At 42.9% G+C, this 14,527-nt stretch carries 17 protein-coding genes and 1 rRNA gene; 12 read left to right on the forward strand and 6 right to left on the reverse strand.

All coding sequences use genetic code 11. The features are described from left to right. The gene (locus tag H6G79_RS29585; RefSeq protein ID WP_190593754.1) at window positions 1-1,632 is read right to left on the reverse strand and encodes a pitrilysin family protein; all 1,632 of its coding nucleotides are present in this window, start codon (window positions 1,630-1,632) and stop codon (window positions 1-3) included. A gap of 277 nt (window positions 1,633-1,909) precedes the next feature. On the opposite strand from H6G79_RS29585, the gene H6G79_RS29590 reads away from it, so the two are divergent. Then, window positions 1,910-2,524, forward strand: a complete 615-nt coding sequence (locus tag H6G79_RS29590) for a TetR/AcrR family transcriptional regulator (RefSeq protein WP_190593753.1) — start codon at window positions 1,910-1,912, stop codon at window positions 2,522-2,524. A 92-nt stretch (window positions 2,525-2,616) separates the two neighbouring features. Here H6G79_RS29590 and H6G79_RS29595 read toward each other — a convergent pair whose 3' ends face one another. After that, complete coding sequence (locus tag H6G79_RS29595) at window positions 2,617-3,069, reverse strand: DUF4332 domain-containing protein (RefSeq protein ID WP_190593751.1); 453 nt, start codon at window positions 3,067-3,069, stop codon at window positions 2,617-2,619. A gap of 367 nt (window positions 3,070-3,436) precedes the next feature. Then, the gene (locus H6G79_RS29600; protein WP_190593749.1) at window positions 3,437-4,018 is read right to left on the reverse strand and encodes a TIGR04376 family protein; all 582 of its coding nucleotides are present in this window, start codon (window positions 4,016-4,018) and stop codon (window positions 3,437-3,439) included. A 212-nt stretch (window positions 4,019-4,230) separates the two neighbouring features. Here H6G79_RS29600 and H6G79_RS29605 point away from each other — a divergent pair, with 212 nt between their 5' ends. The 3 genes from H6G79_RS29605 (at window position 4,231) to H6G79_RS29615 (ending at window position 6,778) form a co-directional block, all read left to right on the forward strand. Further along, window positions 4,231-5,250: an ABC transporter ATP-binding protein gene (locus tag H6G79_RS29605; protein ID WP_190593748.1), complete on the forward strand. Its 1,020-nt coding sequence runs from the start codon at window positions 4,231-4,233 to the stop codon at window positions 5,248-5,250. A 198-nt stretch (window positions 5,251-5,448) separates the two neighbouring features. Further along, window positions 5,449-6,327, forward strand: coding sequence for an ABC transporter permease (locus H6G79_RS29610; RefSeq protein ID WP_190593746.1), 879 nt, complete (start codon window positions 5,449-5,451; stop codon window positions 6,325-6,327). A gap of 40 nt (window positions 6,328-6,367) precedes the next feature. Then, window positions 6,368-6,778 carry a hypothetical protein gene (locus tag H6G79_RS29615; protein ID WP_190593744.1) on the forward strand — a complete coding sequence of 137 codons (411 nt, stop codon included), beginning with the start codon at window positions 6,368-6,370 and terminating at the stop codon, window positions 6,776-6,778. A 178-nt stretch (window positions 6,779-6,956) separates the two neighbouring features. Here H6G79_RS29615 and H6G79_RS29620 read toward each other — a convergent pair whose 3' ends face one another. Continuing rightward, on the reverse strand, window positions 6,957-7,394 hold the full coding sequence (locus H6G79_RS29620; RefSeq protein WP_190593742.1) for a peroxiredoxin: 438 nt from the start codon (window positions 7,392-7,394) through the stop codon (window positions 6,957-6,959). Window positions 7,395-7,749: 355 nt separating this feature from the next. On the opposite strand from H6G79_RS29620, the gene H6G79_RS29625 reads away from it, so the two are divergent. The 6 genes from H6G79_RS29625 (at window position 7,750) to H6G79_RS29650 (ending at window position 12,103) form a co-directional block, all read left to right on the forward strand. After that, window positions 7,750-8,154, forward strand: coding sequence for an Npun_F0494 family protein (locus H6G79_RS29625; protein ID WP_190593740.1), 405 nt, complete (start codon window positions 7,750-7,752; stop codon window positions 8,152-8,154). A 510-nt stretch (window positions 8,155-8,664) separates the two neighbouring features. Continuing rightward, the gene (gene cobQ, locus H6G79_RS29630; RefSeq protein WP_190593738.1) at window positions 8,665-10,140 is read left to right on the forward strand and encodes a cobyric acid synthase CobQ; all 1,476 of its coding nucleotides are present in this window, start codon (window positions 8,665-8,667) and stop codon (window positions 10,138-10,140) included. Between the two features lie 15 nt (window positions 10,141-10,155). After that, a complete protein-coding gene (locus tag H6G79_RS29635; RefSeq protein ID WP_190593736.1) occupies window positions 10,156-10,395 on the forward strand; it encodes a 2Fe-2S iron-sulfur cluster-binding protein in 240 nt (79 codons plus the stop codon). Between the two features lie 62 nt (window positions 10,396-10,457). After that, window positions 10,458-10,670: a type II toxin-antitoxin system HicA family toxin gene (locus tag H6G79_RS29640; RefSeq protein ID WP_190593734.1), complete on the forward strand. Its 213-nt coding sequence runs from the start codon at window positions 10,458-10,460 to the stop codon at window positions 10,668-10,670. Beyond that, window positions 10,663-10,881 (forward strand): type II toxin-antitoxin system HicB family antitoxin, encoded by a 219-nt coding sequence (locus H6G79_RS29645; RefSeq protein WP_190593732.1) that lies wholly within the window; start codon window positions 10,663-10,665, stop codon window positions 10,879-10,881. The genes H6G79_RS29640 and H6G79_RS29645 overlap by 8 nt, the downstream gene beginning before the upstream one ends. 406 nt (window positions 10,882-11,287) lie before the next feature. Further along, window positions 11,288-12,103: a carbon-nitrogen hydrolase family protein gene (locus H6G79_RS29650; protein ID WP_190593731.1), complete on the forward strand. Its 816-nt coding sequence runs from the start codon at window positions 11,288-11,290 to the stop codon at window positions 12,101-12,103. A 46-nt stretch (window positions 12,104-12,149) separates the two neighbouring features. Here H6G79_RS29650 and dhaL read toward each other — a convergent pair whose 3' ends face one another. Further along, a complete protein-coding gene (gene dhaL, locus H6G79_RS29655) occupies window positions 12,150-12,785 on the reverse strand; it encodes a dihydroxyacetone kinase subunit DhaL (protein ID WP_190593729.1) in 636 nt (211 codons plus the stop codon). Between the two features lies 1 nt (window position 12,786). Further along, window positions 12,787-13,860, reverse strand: coding sequence for a dihydroxyacetone kinase subunit DhaK (dhaK, locus tag H6G79_RS29660; protein WP_190593727.1), 1,074 nt, complete (start codon window positions 13,858-13,860; stop codon window positions 12,787-12,789). Window positions 13,861-13,921: 61 nt separating this feature from the next. Between dhaK and H6G79_RS36535 the strand changes: the two genes are divergently transcribed. Together H6G79_RS36535 and H6G79_RS29665 are read left to right on the forward strand one after the other, a co-directional pair. Beyond that, window positions 13,922-14,086: a hypothetical protein gene (locus tag H6G79_RS36535; protein WP_190593725.1), complete on the forward strand. Its 165-nt coding sequence runs from the start codon at window positions 13,922-13,924 to the stop codon at window positions 14,084-14,086. A 329-nt stretch (window positions 14,087-14,415) separates the two neighbouring features. Beyond that, window positions 14,416-14,527: ribosomal RNA gene (locus H6G79_RS29665) — 16S ribosomal RNA — on the forward strand; the annotation flags it as partial.

Consider the following 14,527-nt stretch of genomic DNA (forward strand, 5'->3'; position numbering starts at 1 on the left):
TCATCCTTGTTTCGACAACAACTTACCAATAGTGCGATTTTCGGGGGTAAACGCTGCTTTGGCGACTCGTTGAATATCCGCCGGAGTTACCGCCGCAATTTCATCCAATTGCTTGAACAAGTTTTGCCAATCACCGGTTTTTACTTCATATTCCAACAACAACTGCGCCATCCCTGTATTAGAATCAAGGCTGCGGAGTAAATCGGCTCTGGCTTGAGTTTTCACACGCTGTAATTCGGTGGCTGTGACTGGTTGAGTTTTTAAGTTATCAATTTCTTGACGTAAACCCGTGGCTAACTCATCCACAGTGTGACCGGGAGCCGTCAGGGCATAAAATAACAGCAAATTGGGATATTTATCGCCAGGAAAACCGCTATAACCTTGGGCTGTCAGGGCGAGTTGTTGTTTTTCCACCAAAGATTTATACAATCTGGAAGTGCGCCCTTCACTCAACAGTCGGCTGATAATTTCATACACAGCGTTATCGGGATGGGTAACTGCCGGACGGTGATAACCTTCTAAATACCAAGGTTGGGAAGGTAGTTCTAAAGTGACTTGACGTGTTTCGGTTTGCTTGGGTTCTACCGGAATTTCTGATTTGGGTTTGGGTTTGCTAGGAAAACGCCCAAAGTAAATTTGTGCGAGTCGTTTGACTTCGTTGGGGTTAACATCACCAACAATTGCGATCGCTAGATTATTTGGTGCATAGTAAGTATCAAAAAACTGCTTTACATCTGTGGGTGTGAGGTTGCGGATATCTTCGTCATAACCAATTACAGGCCGTCTGTATGGATGAACTTTATACGCCGCATCGATGAATTTCTCCACCATCAGCCCGATAGGTGAGTTTTCCACCCGTAAGCGCCGTTCTTCCAAAATTACATCTTTTTCTTTATAAAACTCCCGACTGAGTACAGGTTCTAAAAATCGCTCCGACTCCAGGGACATCCAAAGTTCTAATTTATTAGATGGAAAGCTGTAAAAATAACGAGTGGCTTCGGTGGAAGTATTCGCATTTAAGCCTACACCTCCCGCTTGTTCCACAATTTGCCCCATCTCGTTTTGCTTGACTAGCTTGACGGCTTGGGCTTCTACTTGCTTAAATTCTGCTTGTAACCGCGCCAAATCGGCTTTTTTATTCTCTGCCTTAGCTGTTCTAATTTGGCTATCTAACTGTTCTAGGCGTTCTAAAAGCGGCTTTTCAGCTTTGTAATCTGTAGTACCAATCCGTTGCGTACCCTTAAAAGCTAAATGTTCTAGAAAGTGCGCCACGCCTGTTTTCCCATCCGGCTCATCCACACCACCAACATCAGCGTAGGTTAAAAAAGAAACCACAGGCGCTTGATGGCGTTCTAAAACAATGAACTTCATCCCATTGTCCAGTTGAAACTTCGTCAATTGCTTGACTACCCGATCTAAATAAGGCTGAATCGAGCTTTTCTCTGGTGGTTTGCTGGGTTGGACGGTGCGTGGTGGCGGTGGTGCAGTTTGAGTTTGCGCCACCGCCATTTCTGGGATTGTTCCCCACGAGAATATCGTTAATGCCAAAAAAGCAATTAACAGACGAGATAATCTGCTCAACACTTGATTTACACCATTTACAACTACTTGTCGGCTACTAATCTGATTCATAAGCAACCATGAACTTTACGAGTAAGATAATCATTTTATTAGTAGCATCCAACATTAGTGTATGGTGAAGAGCCAGTTAGCTGCTTTGCCAATAACTCAGAATTTTTAGATTGCTCAATTTGGAGAATCCAACTTCTTTTGTAAAGTTTCACTACCTGAGAAACAGGTCAATATTTGGGCAGGGCGTTAATCTTGTATTAAGCTTTCCGTGATTTTTGTAATCGATGTTAGACAATAATGCTACCTATCTCGTCCCGGAAATCACACCGTAACTGTTATGCGAGTTTTTAATTCTCCCCCACCTTCAGAAGCACAAACACGCAACCGCATTTTACAAGCGGCGCGGCGACTATTTGCCTCGCAAGGATTTGATGGTACAACTACCCGCGATTTAGCCCAAGCTGCGGGTGTGGCTGAGGGTACGTTATTTCGGCATTTTCCGAATAAAAAAGCCATTTTGGTGGAAGTGGCGACGGGTGGCTGGGTGGAGATATTAACGGATTTGCTAACAGAATTGAGTGAAATGGGCAGTTATAAGGCTGTAGCCCAGGTGATGCGCCGGAGGATGTGGAATTTCCAGAAAAATGCTGATTTGATGCGGGTGTGTTTTATGGAAGTGCAGTTTCACCCTGATTTACGCGATCGCATTCAAATCGAAGTTATCAATAAAATGACAGATGTGGCTGAAGCCTTTTTTCAAACGGCAATGGATAAAGGCATTTATCGTCAAATCGATGCCAAACTTGTTGCTAAAGTATTTTTAGGCATGTTTGCGATCGCAGGTTTTTCTAATAACACCCTCATGGAACCCGACGCTTCTCCCCAAGAAATGCAGCAGATGGCTGAAGGACTCGCGGATATTTTTCTCAATGGCGTACTGGTGAAGGAGTAAGAGGCAGGGAGCAGGGAGACAAGGGAGCAGGGGAGCAGGGGAGACAAGGGAGACAAGGGAGACATATTTATTCAGCACTCAGCACTCAGCACTCAGCACTCAGCACTCAGCACTCCCTTAGCTTGTTGACTCCATTGCTGAACTAACTCAACTGATGGACACAAGTCTCGTCGTTGCAAGGTGGCTACTTGCAAACGCATAATTTGTCTGTGTAATCTATGGCTGGGTGTTTGGGCTAATTGGGCGACAGAACCGATTCCTGCATGAAGCAATAAGCCACAATATTGTGTGCCAACACTGGGAATGCGCGATAAATCAGCTAGTGCTACCCATTTATTGACATACTGAAGATGAACTTGTAATTTACTAGCTAACGCTAATTTAGCTTCTAGAGTTTTACCTTGGTTAAATAAGCTGCGTGTAGTTTTAATACCGCAAACTTGTAGTTGCGATCGCTCTTCTTGACTTAATCCCGGTAATTGTTCAATCGGCCAGTCACCAGATTGAAAGAAACTTCGGCTTTTATCTTGAGGTTTAGCAGACATTTTTGACAATCAGATATGGGTAGTTGGGATTTGGGAAAAAATTTCCCTTTCTGGAGATTAATTCAGTAAAATCTTAGCTTTGCTGATTAAGGGGATGAATTTTGTTTCGCGCAAAGGCGCGAAAAATCTGTCTTTCATTTTGCTTCGACATCTTAATTCATACCGCATTTATGCAATGCCAAATCTTGATACAAACACAAGTTAAGAGAATATTAGGTTGGGTGTAGCGATAGCGTAACCCAACAAAGTATGCGTGAATGTTGGGTTCCGTTCCTCCACCCAACCTACAACTCGCCTACACCTTAAGCTGACATAATAGACATCTCCAAATTCCCACAGCCCATACACCCTTACACCCCTGATATTTTCACTTCTTGCCTAAATTCCGCTTCATTTCTTCTAATTCGTCTTCTGTTTCCCAACGGCGGAATTTTTCTTCTAAGTCATCAACAGTTCTGGAAGTATTTGTAGAAGAATTCCACCAACCGTTAGTGTCTATACGTTGTTGTTGGGCTTGGGATTTAGCGCGTGCTGTTTGGGCTTCTGCGGCTTTTGCTTGTACTTCCTGTCTTCGGACTTGAATTTTGCGTAATAATTCTTGAGATTGATTCAGGCGTTCTTTCAGCCCTTGCATGTGTCCCCATTTTTGGTTTCCTTCTCGCAGTAAGGCGGCTTCTCGTTCTTGGGCGGCGGCGGCTAAATCTTGTCTACCCGCATCTTTGGCTTTTTGTACGCGGATGTGCCAACGCTGAATTTCTTGGGCGGTGGAAAGAATGTCGTCTTGCGATCGCTTTTCTTGGACTTGTAAATCTGCTATTAGCTTTAAAGTATCATCTTCTTGCTGACGTAGTTGCTCTAACAGGGCATCTAACTCCAAATGTGGATTATTACGCAAGAATTCTTCTAAACGGTTTTCTAAAAACCGACTCAAATCATCAAATAAGCCCACTGCCAGAACTCCAGGGTTGGGTGTGTGAGTATTTTTATTTTATCATCCTGATAGAAAGACCACAGATAGAGTCTTAAGGGGACTAAGTACATTCATACCACTTTGCCCTAAATATATTAGGAGACGTATCCCAGCGATCGCTTCACCTCCCCTTACTCAACTACAATATATATAGACTTTGTTGCGAATTGTATAGTTAGGGATTGGCTGTCATGGCTCCCGCCGTTTTAATTCAAAATCTGCAAAAGCGTTACGGTACCGTTGAAGCCGTCAAAGACGTTTCTTTTGAGGTAGAACCAGGAGAAATCTTTGGTTTGCTTGGCCCCAACGGTGCAGGTAAAACTACAACTCTGCGTGCTTTGTGTACCCTCACAACTCCTGATGCAGGCAAAATCGAAGTATCGGGTGTGTCTGTGCTGGATAACCCCAGAGTAGCTAGACAAAAACTCGGTTATGTAGCGCAGGAAGTCGCTATTGATAAAGTTCTAACTGGAAAAGAACTGCTGCAATTGCAAGCGGCGCTTTATCACCTCCCTGGCGTGGTAGCAAAACAGCGAATTCAAACAGTTTTAGATTTACTGAGTTTGCAAGAATACGCCGATAAAAAGACAGGGACTTATTCTGGTGGTTTACGTAAACGGCTAGATTTAGCTGCTGGGCTGCTTCATGCGCCGGATGTCTTGGTTTTAGACGAACCTACAGTTGGATTGGACATCGAAAGCCGATTTGTTGTCTGGGAGTTTTTACGGAAGTTACGAGCATCAGGCACTACAGTTTTAATTACCAGCCATTATTTAGAAGAGATTGACGCATTAGCCGATCGCGTCGCTATTATTGACCGTGGGATTGTTATTGCCACAGGTACACCCTCACAATTAAAGGATAGGGTAGGAGGCGATCGCATTACCCTACGCATCCGGGAATTTTCACCCCTGGAAGAAGCCGAAAAAGCCAAAAACCTCTTACAAGCTTTGTCTTTTGTCCAAGAAATCATCATCAACAGCGCCCAAGGTAATTCCCTTAACTTGGTAGTCACACCCCAAAGTGATGCCTTAATTACCATCCAACAAACCCTAAATCATGCCAGCTTACCAATTTTCGGCATCGCTCAATCACGCCCCAGCTTAGATGATGTCTATCTCGCCGCCACCGGACGCACCTTAATGGACGCAGAACTAGCCGCCGTCGCTAACCGTGATCCGAAAGCCGAAAAGAAGCAAAATATGAGATAGAGGGAATGGGGAATAGGGAGTAGGGAGTGGGAAAAACATACTCCTTATTCCCTACTCCCTACTAGGTATAGTGTAGGTTTTTCATAAAGGAATGAGTAATGACTGTAAAATCAACGCCAGAATTTTCCTTTCCTTCACCCTTACACCCCTACACCCTTAACCTACTCCCCACTCACTACTCCCTACTCCCTAATTGTTATGAGTGTAACTCCTAAATCTGATGTAAATTGGCAGCAACTAGCTTCACCGGCGGATGCTGCACCTAATTTTTTTGGTGAATTAGTCCAAGAGACGCTGGCTTTAACTCGTCGCTTGTTTATTCAATTACAACGCCGTCCCTCCACTTTATTGGCGGGAATTATTCAGCCTGTGATGTGGTTGGTGTTATTTGGCGCTTTATTCCAAAATGCACCGAAGGGTTTATTTGGTAGTACGACAAATTACGGTCAATTTTTGGCAGCAGGTGTAATTGTTTTTACAGCTTTTGCCGGGGCTTTGAATGCCGGATTACCTGTGATGTTTGACCGCGAATTTGGCTTTTTGAATCGTTTATTAGTCGCGCCTCTAGCATCACGCTTTTCCATTGTCTTTGCTTCCGCCATCTTTATTATTAGCCAAAGCTTACTGCAAGCAGCCGTAATTGTCGGTGCAGCAGCCTTTTTAGGTGCGGGGATACCAGATGCCGCAGGCTTGGGTGCGATCGCTCTCATCGTCTTCCTCTTAGCTTTGGGCGTAACTGCAATTTCCCTTGGTTTGGCTTTTGCCCTACCCGGACATATTGAATTAATTGCTGTAATATTCGTTACTAACCTGCCTTTATTATTTGCCAGCACCGCTTTAGCACCCTTATCTTTCATGCCCCAGTGGTTACAAGTTGTCGCCACTCTCAACCCTCTCAGCTACGCTATTGAACCTATCCGTTATCTTTATTTGCATCAACACTGGGGATTGAGTAGCGTTGTGATGCAAGCACCTTGGGGTGATATTACCTTTGGCAGTGCTTTGTTAATTTTGTTGGGCTTTGCTGTTGTGGCTTTACTCAGCATTCAACCCCAACTACGCAAAACTCTTGCTTAAGATAAAAGCATGGTGTCGTTGGAGCGTATTGGAGAATCTCATGCAAAAATCATTTTTATCAGTTAAAAGCTTCTGTGTTGCTACATTAGCAGGAATTGGCTTTGCCTCTTTCCTCGCCGCCCAACCGAGTTTGGCGCAGCTAAACACAATCGATGCCTATCCTGGCGATAATTCTCAAGATAATACCAACCCCTTTTCGCCTAATTCCGGTAATTTAAATCCCCTTGATTTAATTCACCGCGCTCAATTTGGTAGTTTGAACTGGAACGCTGAACAAAAAAACGATGAATTAAACTCAGCAGTAGCTGAATTAAACAGAAAGCGGGCTGTACTCAAACAAAATGCCAATCAACCCGTAAATAACACTGCTGGACAAGCAGTTCCTGGTTTACCCGCCATCACATCTCCTAGTGTGGTTTCTCCCGTGCAGATTGTTCCACCCCAAAACTGAATCTAATTCAAAAACCGCATCGTGTCTGTAAACCTGATGGGATTTCCAGAAATCATCAATTATCCATCTTGTGGGGTGAACATCTTCCTTGGATATTCATCCCATAAGAACAGGATATTTTTATCTGGAAGTCCCAAACAGGCAATCAAGCTCAAAGCTAAAATTCAATTCACAAAAATTACAGCCCTAGTGCCGATAAAATATCGCTGGCGTGGTTGGATGTATTCACGTTGGCATCAACATGAACAATTTTGCCATTGGGGTCGATGACGTAGGTAACGCGCTTGGCATAACCACCACCATCAACATCGTAAGCTGTAATCAGAGTTTTTTTGGTATCCGCCAGTAGGGGAAAGTTCAAATTAAATTTTTGGGTAAAGGCTTGATGCGACACTTCATCATCGGCACTTACACCCAAAACAACTATATCTTTACCTTGATATTGTTCTTGAGCATCGCGGAAGCTACACGCTTGTTTAGTGCAGCCGGGAGTGTCATCTTTGGGATAAAAATACAAAACAACTGTCTTACCAGCAAAATCAGACAATGAGACAGTGTTGCCATTAGTATCTTTGACGGTAAATGCAGGTGCATTTGTACCAACTGCTAGAGGCATAATGAACCTTTCCTGTTTGGTGTTTGTTGATGACTCTGAAATTTTACAATAATTTACAATGATTAAAGAAGAATTCAGAAGTCAGAATAAAGGATTCAAAATTAATCCTTTATTCTGTATGACACTTTGGCAAGCGAGAGTGCATCGCTGGGTGATGAATATTGGTTGAAAACCTCTTCTCTCCCTGCGGGACGCTACCACGAACCTGGGCGAAATCAAAATAAAACTTTTTTCTTCATTTAAACTCCAGACTTTATTGGGTGGAGTATTCACCAGTTCTGAATTCTGAATTCTGACTCCTGACTTCTGTTTATGAGTTGTAAATTAATTTGTGTTGAGATAAATAAATATTTCCATGAATAGACTTGATTCCCTAACCCCAAAATCTTTCTCTTACACTGTTAGCACAGTAGAAAGAGCCGAGCGATCGCTCATTTGTTCTCCTTTCAGAGTTGGTTTATTCACAGCTATGCGTAGCCAGAGTGTACCATTAAATGCGATCGCCCAAGAAAATGGCATCAAAAATGGCTATACCCAGCATCCCTTATCAGAATTGGCTTGTTACAACGCTTTAGACTGGTTAATTCAAGTTGGTGTACTGCGGCGCGAAGTTGATGGCCAGGGAATTACCGATAGTTTTCGCCTCACACCTTTAGGTCATCAATTAATCGAAAAATATCAGGGACAAAATTTTCCTGCACCTTCCTGGCGAGATTCCCTCTACAACGCCTCCATTCGTTGGTTGAGACTGCCTTTCTAGAATATGACTTACGCAGCGATCCGAAAAATTCACGGTTGTGGAAAGGGTGTAAGGGTGTAGGGGTGTACTTATTCAAAACCCTTTCACCCTCACACCCAGTCTCCTCCAACAATCTTTGTGCGTAAGTTCTGTAGAATTAAAAATCTTAAAGTTAAGATTAGGTTACAAAAGGGAACAATATACTTACGGAAGCATCAAGCCCAAGATAAATTCTTCATCAACACCTGACAACTTTGCTCAGATTTTGATGAAAGTTGTATAAATCACAGGGTTCAAGAATTTGGGTATGGATATTTATCTGCCCTCAAGTTTTGTTTGCTTCTGGATTGATAGCAGTAGCTAGGTAGATGAAAATTTTGTGCAAGCTGGAATCTCACAATTTTTGATTAATCTCAATCTAAAATCTCCAATTCTTCTGCCTGCTGCTATAACTGTTGATGAACGGATGTGATATCATTACCCGTTCATAACTAAGTATTTCACCCTCTTATTGAAAATTACACATTAAGTATGAAAGCAATTATGGTAGTGGGAACTACATCCCACGCAGGGAAATCACTTTTAACTACGGCTATTTGCCGTTTGCTATCGCGGCGTGGTTGGCGAGTGGCTCCCTTTAAAGGTCAAAATATGGCTTTAAATGCTTATGTCACTGCCAATGGGGGTGAAATCGGTTATGCACAGGCGGTACAAGCTTGGGCTTCTGGGGTGGTTCCTTGGGTAGAAATGAATCCCATTTTACTCAAACCCCAAGGTGATATGACTTCCCAGGTAATTGTTAAGGGTAGACCAGTCGGGAGAGTCAAAGCAGCAGATTACTACGAGCAATTTTTCGACCTTGGTTGGCGAGCCATAGAAGAATCTCTACAACATTTATCCACAGAATTTGATATGTTGGTTTGCGAAGGTGCAGGTAGCCCCGCAGAAATTAACCTCAAGCACCGCGATTTGACCAATATGCGGATAGCAAAGTATTTAAATGCACCGACAATCCTGGTAGTTGATATTGACCGTGGTGGTGCTTTTGCCCATGTTGTCGGGACTTTAGAGTTACTTGACCCCGATGAACGGGACTTAATTAAAGGTATTGTAATTAACAAGTTCCGTGGACAGCGATCGCTCTTAGATTCAGGTATCCAATGGCTAGAAGAACGCACCAAAAAACCTGTAATTGGTGTACTGCCTTATTTCCAAGAACTATTCCCCGCCGAAGATTCCCTCGACTTACTAGAGCGAAAAGCTCACAAAGCTCAAGCTGACTTGAATATCGTAGTGATTCGCTTACCCAGAATTGCTAACTTTACCGATTTTGACCCCTTAGAATCAGAACCATCTGTTTCCGTGAGATATCTCAGTCCAAAACAAGATTTAGGACATCCAGACGCGGTAATCATCCCTGGCACAAAAACCACCATTGCCGACTTAATCTTATTGCAGAAAAGCGGTATGGCAGAAGCCATCCAAAATTATGCCGCTTCTGGTGGCACAGTTTTGGGGATTTGTGGCGGCTACCAAATGCTAGGACAAATTATTGCTGATCCCGAAGGTATAGAAGGTCAAGCAGGTAGATTCCAAGGCTTGAATTTATTACCAATTAGAACCGTCATTACCGGACAAAAAATTGCTCGTCAACGGCAAGTTAGCTCTAATTTCCCGCAGATGGGATTGCCAGTCAATGGCTTTGAAATTCATCAAGGGCGATCGCGTATTGAACAACCACCCGATAGTCAAGCGTATCAACCCCTATTTGATGATGTTAATCTAGGTTTGGTGGATAGCTGTCAATCAGTTTGGGGTACATACTTACACGGACTGTTTGACAATGGCCCTTGGCGACGTGCTTGGTTAAATCGCCTGCGTCAACAGCGCGGCTTAAAATCCTTACCCACAGGTGTCGCCAACTACCGCGAACAGCGAGAACAAATCTTAGACTCGCTGGCTACAGAAGTAGAACGCCATTTAGACTTAACACCATTTTTGTCGTAGTTAGCCCAAAATTGCATGAGTGTCAGCGTTCGATTTTTACCAGATGATGTCGCCATCAATGCCGAAGTGGGAGAAGCACTCTTAGATGTAGCACAACGCGCTGGAGTGTTCATTCCCACAGGCTGTCTCATGGGTTCATGTCATGCTTGTACAGTAGAACTTGAAGATGGCGATGTCATTCGCGCTTGTCTTTCCGCAGTCCCGCCAACCGATGATGAGTTGAGAATACATTTATTTAGCGACCCAACTTGGTAGTTTTTGAATTTTTCCAGATTTAGATAGATTGGCATTTAGTAAGTTAATTTAAATTTAAAGAAATGCCTAAGAAAATTCGAGAGCTTAAGCAAATGCTTCGCCAAGTTGGTTTTACAGAATTACCCGGCAAAGGTAGTCACACTAACTGGATACATCCTTTGTATGCTGGAAAAATTACAGTTTCGGGTAAAGATGGAGCAGATGCTAAACGTTACCAAGAAAAGGAAGTTAAACAGGCAATTGAGGCAGTAGAGAGTAGTAAACAAGATGAGTAAACTCAAGTACCAAATGGTGATTCAGTGGTCAGAAGAAGATGATTGCTTCTTGGTAGGATTTCCTGATTTCCCTGGACAACGTTGGCGCACTCATGGGGATACTTACGAGTCAGCTGTTGCCAATGGCATTGAAGCATTGGAGTCTTTGATTATTGCTTATGAAGCTGCGGGAGATCCACTGCCACAGCCAACCGTGTTTAACGCTGCCTAACACAAACTTAAAATTTTAGAACCAAACCTAACAATCACAAAATTTTAGCGACACAAAAGTAGTAGTCCGCCACATAAATCTAGGACTTAAGCAAAACACCTCTCAAACTCCCATGTCTCCGTGAACTCTGCGCTACGCCAGTTGCTACAACTTCGGGAACCAAAGCAACGCACTGGCTCCTCTGTGGTTCTTTCTTCCGTTGTCCAAACCTCTGATTGTGCCTCTGACTGCGTAATTCCTCAAAGTGTTAAAATCCGGTGACAATTAACAGAGCTAAACATTAGGGATAGCAAGCTCCTTAAAGAAAAGCAATATTTCCTCATAGCTGCTCAAGTTCCGAAGTTCTTGAAGTAACGATATATTTGAGTATCTGTCCCGCACACATCTACTTTTTGTTGTTAAATCTATGAAGTCTTATTTAGCCGCCGCTATTCAAATGACAAGTGTGCCTGATTTATACAAAAATTTGGCACAGGCAGAAGAATTGATTGAGCTTGCTGTGCGTCGAGGTGCTGAACTAGTTGGGCTACCAGAAAACTTTTCTTTTATGGGAGAAGAAAAAGATAAACTCGCCCAAGCCGCAAACATCACCCGCGAAACAGAACAGTTTCTCAAAAAAATGGCTCAACGCTTCCAAGTCACAATTTTAGGCGGCAGCTTTCCTGTTTTGGTAGAAGAGACAGGCAAAGTTTATAATACTTCCACCCTAATTGACCAAAGTGGTTTAGAAGTTGTCCGTTACCAAAAGGTACATTTATTTGATGTGAATGTTCCTGATGGTAATACTTATCGTGAATCTAGCACTGTAGTAGCTGGTACACAACTACCCTCAGTATATTTTTCCCCAGAACTGGGCGGTATTGGTCTTTCTGTGTGTTATGATGTGCGCTTTCCAGAATTGTATCGCCATCTATCCAGTAAGGGAGCCGATGTAATGTTTATTCCTGCGGCGTTTACTGCTTTTACTGGCAAAGACCACTGGCAAGTACTATTACAAGCAAGGGCAATTGAAAATACTTGTTATGTGATTGCACCAGCCCAAACTGGGACAAACTACGCTCGTCGCCAAACCCACGGCCATGCTGTAATTATTGATCCTTGGGGAGTCATTCTAGCTGATGCTGGGGAAAAACCCGGAATTGCGATCGCAGAAATCAATCCCTCACGTTTAGAACAAGTGCGTCGCCAAATGCCCTCTTTACAACACCGAGTGTTTGGCTAAAGTATCCAGTGTGAAGTCTGAAGTGTGAAATTGTCTGCTTCAGACTTTACTCACCATCCTCAAGACTTACCATTAAACTCCTCAACATTAAATAAGATGAAGTTGCACCAGGATCTTGGTGTCCAATACTCCGCTCTCCTAAATAACTAGCGCGTCCTTTTTTCGCTAACATCGGTTTGGTGTTTTGTAGCGCCTGTTCTGCAACAGCTACAGATTTTTGCAGCGCAGCCACAGTATTTTTACCTTCCTCAACTGCTTGTCTAAAAGCCACTACAGCCGGAGACAGCACATCAACCATTGTTTTGTCTTCTAGTTGGGCTTTAGCACGTTGCAAAACTCCATCTAAACCAGCTTGCAACAATGCCAATAGTTCTTGAGTAGTTAGTTCTTGTTTACCAGCTGCGATAGTGCTGGCTTTTAAAAAAAATGTCCCGTATAAAGGGCCACTAGCACCCCCAACACTAGAAATTAAAGTCATACTCACAGTTTTCAAGATACTGCCAATATCTTGCTGAGTGACAGTTGGTAACTGACTGATCACCTTTCTAAAACCACGATCCATATTAATACCGTGGTCAGCATCACCAATTGCTGCGTCTAATTCAGTTAAATATTCTTTATTCTGATCAATCTCAGTTCCAAATATTTGTAACCACTTGAGAATTTGAGCTTGAGTGACCATATTAAATACCCCACCGCAGACTTGCTGTGTGTACTGGTGCATCCCACAACTGCAAGAGTTCATCGTCTAACTTTAGCAACGTGATTGAGCAACCTTGCATTTCTAAAGATGTGACGTAAGGGCCGATGAAGTTGCGGACAATGATCATTCCCTGTTTTTCGCAGATTTCTGCTAACTTACGATAAATCAGATAAAGTTCAGAGATAGGTGTACCACCCATACTATTAACAAAGGCTAACAAGCGATCGCCTCTTTGCAAAGGTGGATCAATTAGTTCCACATCAACCCATTCGCCTTGATTCTCATCCCACTCTCGCACAACCCGACTGTAGCCAACATCATCAATAATTGTTTGGGTTAATATCTCTGCAATCTCATCTGCTGATTTTACATCAATTCTTTCCCTTCCCGGTTCGCCGTGAATCCCAATGCCAATTTCCATTTCGCGATCGCTTAATCTAAATGTTGGAGTACCCCTAGCGGGTACAGTACAAGATGTTAAAGCAATTCCCATACTCCGCCCATTCAGATTTACTCGACGACACAAATCTGCTACTTGTTGCAAGTTATAACCTTGTTCAGCCGCCGCACCACAAATTTTCTCTGCTAACACTGTTGTTCCCACACCGCGACGACCTTGGGTATATAAACTATCCTTCACGGCCACATCGTCATCAATCAAAATATTGAGCGCACGGATACCTTCACTTCTAGCTAATTCCGTTGCCATCTCAAAGTTCATCACATCGCCACTATAATTTTTGACAATATAAAGAATACCTGCTCCACCATCAACTTTTTGAGCAGCAGCCAGCATCTGGTCAGGTGTAGGTGATGTAAACACCTCTCCCGGACAAGCTGCATCTAGCATTCCTGCACCCACAAACCCTGCGTGCATCGGTTCGTGTCCACTACCTCCACCAGAAATAATTGCCACTTTTCCTGGTTTGGGTGCATTAGCTCGATAGACAAAAATGGGATCATAGTTGACTTTGATTAAATCTGAATGAGCCACCGCCATCCCAGCTAGACTTTCTCTTACGAAGTCTTCTGGCTGATTAATCAGCTTTTTCATTGTCTGTAATTGCGAAGATTGCTACAGATTCAGAATAATCCACCGAGCAGAAAACACAAAGATGCACCAGATTAATGTATTTTTTGCCGGAATGGTGTTGTGTAGTGCGATCGTCCATATTTTTGAAGCAACTTCTCAAGAACACTCCGTAAATAATTTTCAGGAATTTTTTGATTTTTTCACAAACTCGGACAAGTTCATTGCCAATTGCTTCTATTATATTTAAGCTGAAATTAGCCTTATATAGCCAAAAATAGATTATTACTCAATATTATGCTTATTTACCTACTGTATATTGGTTTTTACTTTCTTTTCAATTAAATTCAAAAAAAATTTTGCTAACCCCTTGACGTTCCTATAACCAGTTGTTAATCTAGATAAGTGTCAAGGCAAGAGCCAAGACGACTGAACCGAGAAAAAACAATACTTTGAAAGCTTAAATTTAAACCAATCCTCGTCAAACAAATTGGTTTTGGGGCTAACCCAGAAACTTAAAAAATTATAGCAAGGAATCTGAAAAGCAAGTTTTTTCAGATAACAAACTCAAAAAACAACAAAACGGAGAGTTTGATCCTGGCTCAGGATGAACGCTGGCGGTATGCTTAACACATGCAAGTCGAACGGAATCTTTAGGGATTTAGTGGCGGACGGGTGAGTAACGCGTGAG

It is taken from the genome of Anabaena sp. FACHB-83, from assembly GCF_014697485.1.
In the GTDB taxonomy this organism is placed as follows: Bacteria; Cyanobacteriota; Cyanobacteriia; order Cyanobacteriales; family Nostocaceae; genus Nostoc_B.

Bases quoted from the DNA above. Each gene is read 5' to 3' on its own strand.
- H6G79_RS29585 (WP_190593754.1), bottom strand. From the start codon at position 1,632: ATGAATCAGATTAGTAGCCGACAAGTAGTTGTAAATGGTGTAAATCAA.
- H6G79_RS29590 (WP_190593753.1), top strand. From the start codon at position 1,910: ATGCGAGTTTTTAATTCTCCCCCACCTTCAGAAGCACAAACACGCAAC.
- H6G79_RS29595 (WP_190593751.1), bottom strand. From the start codon at position 3,069: ATGTCTGCTAAACCTCAAGATAAAAGCCGAAGTTTCTTTCAATCTGGT.
- H6G79_RS29605 (WP_190593748.1), top strand. From the start codon at position 4,231: ATGGCTCCCGCCGTTTTAATTCAAAATCTGCAAAAGCGTTACGGTACC.
- H6G79_RS29610 (WP_190593746.1), top strand. From the start codon at position 5,449: ATGAGTGTAACTCCTAAATCTGATGTAAATTGGCAGCAACTAGCTTCA.
- H6G79_RS29615 (WP_190593744.1), top strand. From the start codon at position 6,368: ATGCAAAAATCATTTTTATCAGTTAAAAGCTTCTGTGTTGCTACATTA.
- H6G79_RS29620 (WP_190593742.1), bottom strand. From the start codon at position 7,394: ATGCCTCTAGCAGTTGGTACAAATGCACCTGCATTTACCGTCAAAGAT.
- H6G79_RS29625 (WP_190593740.1), top strand. From the start codon at position 7,750: ATGAATAGACTTGATTCCCTAACCCCAAAATCTTTCTCTTACACTGTT.
- cobQ (WP_190593738.1), top strand. From the start codon at position 8,665: ATGAAAGCAATTATGGTAGTGGGAACTACATCCCACGCAGGGAAATCA.
- H6G79_RS29635 (WP_190593736.1), top strand. From the start codon at position 10,156: ATGAGTGTCAGCGTTCGATTTTTACCAGATGATGTCGCCATCAATGCC.
- H6G79_RS29640 (WP_190593734.1), top strand. From the start codon at position 10,458: ATGCCTAAGAAAATTCGAGAGCTTAAGCAAATGCTTCGCCAAGTTGGT.
- H6G79_RS29645 (WP_190593732.1), top strand. From the start codon at position 10,663: ATGAGTAAACTCAAGTACCAAATGGTGATTCAGTGGTCAGAAGAAGAT.
- H6G79_RS29650 (WP_190593731.1), top strand. From the start codon at position 11,288: ATGAAGTCTTATTTAGCCGCCGCTATTCAAATGACAAGTGTGCCTGAT.
- dhaL (WP_190593729.1), bottom strand. From the start codon at position 12,785: ATGGTCACTCAAGCTCAAATTCTCAAGTGGTTACAAATATTTGGAACT.
- dhaK (WP_190593727.1), bottom strand. From the start codon at position 13,860: ATGAAAAAGCTGATTAATCAGCCAGAAGACTTCGTAAGAGAAAGTCTA.
- H6G79_RS36535 (WP_190593725.1), top strand. From the start codon at position 13,922: ATGCACCAGATTAATGTATTTTTTGCCGGAATGGTGTTGTGTAGTGCG.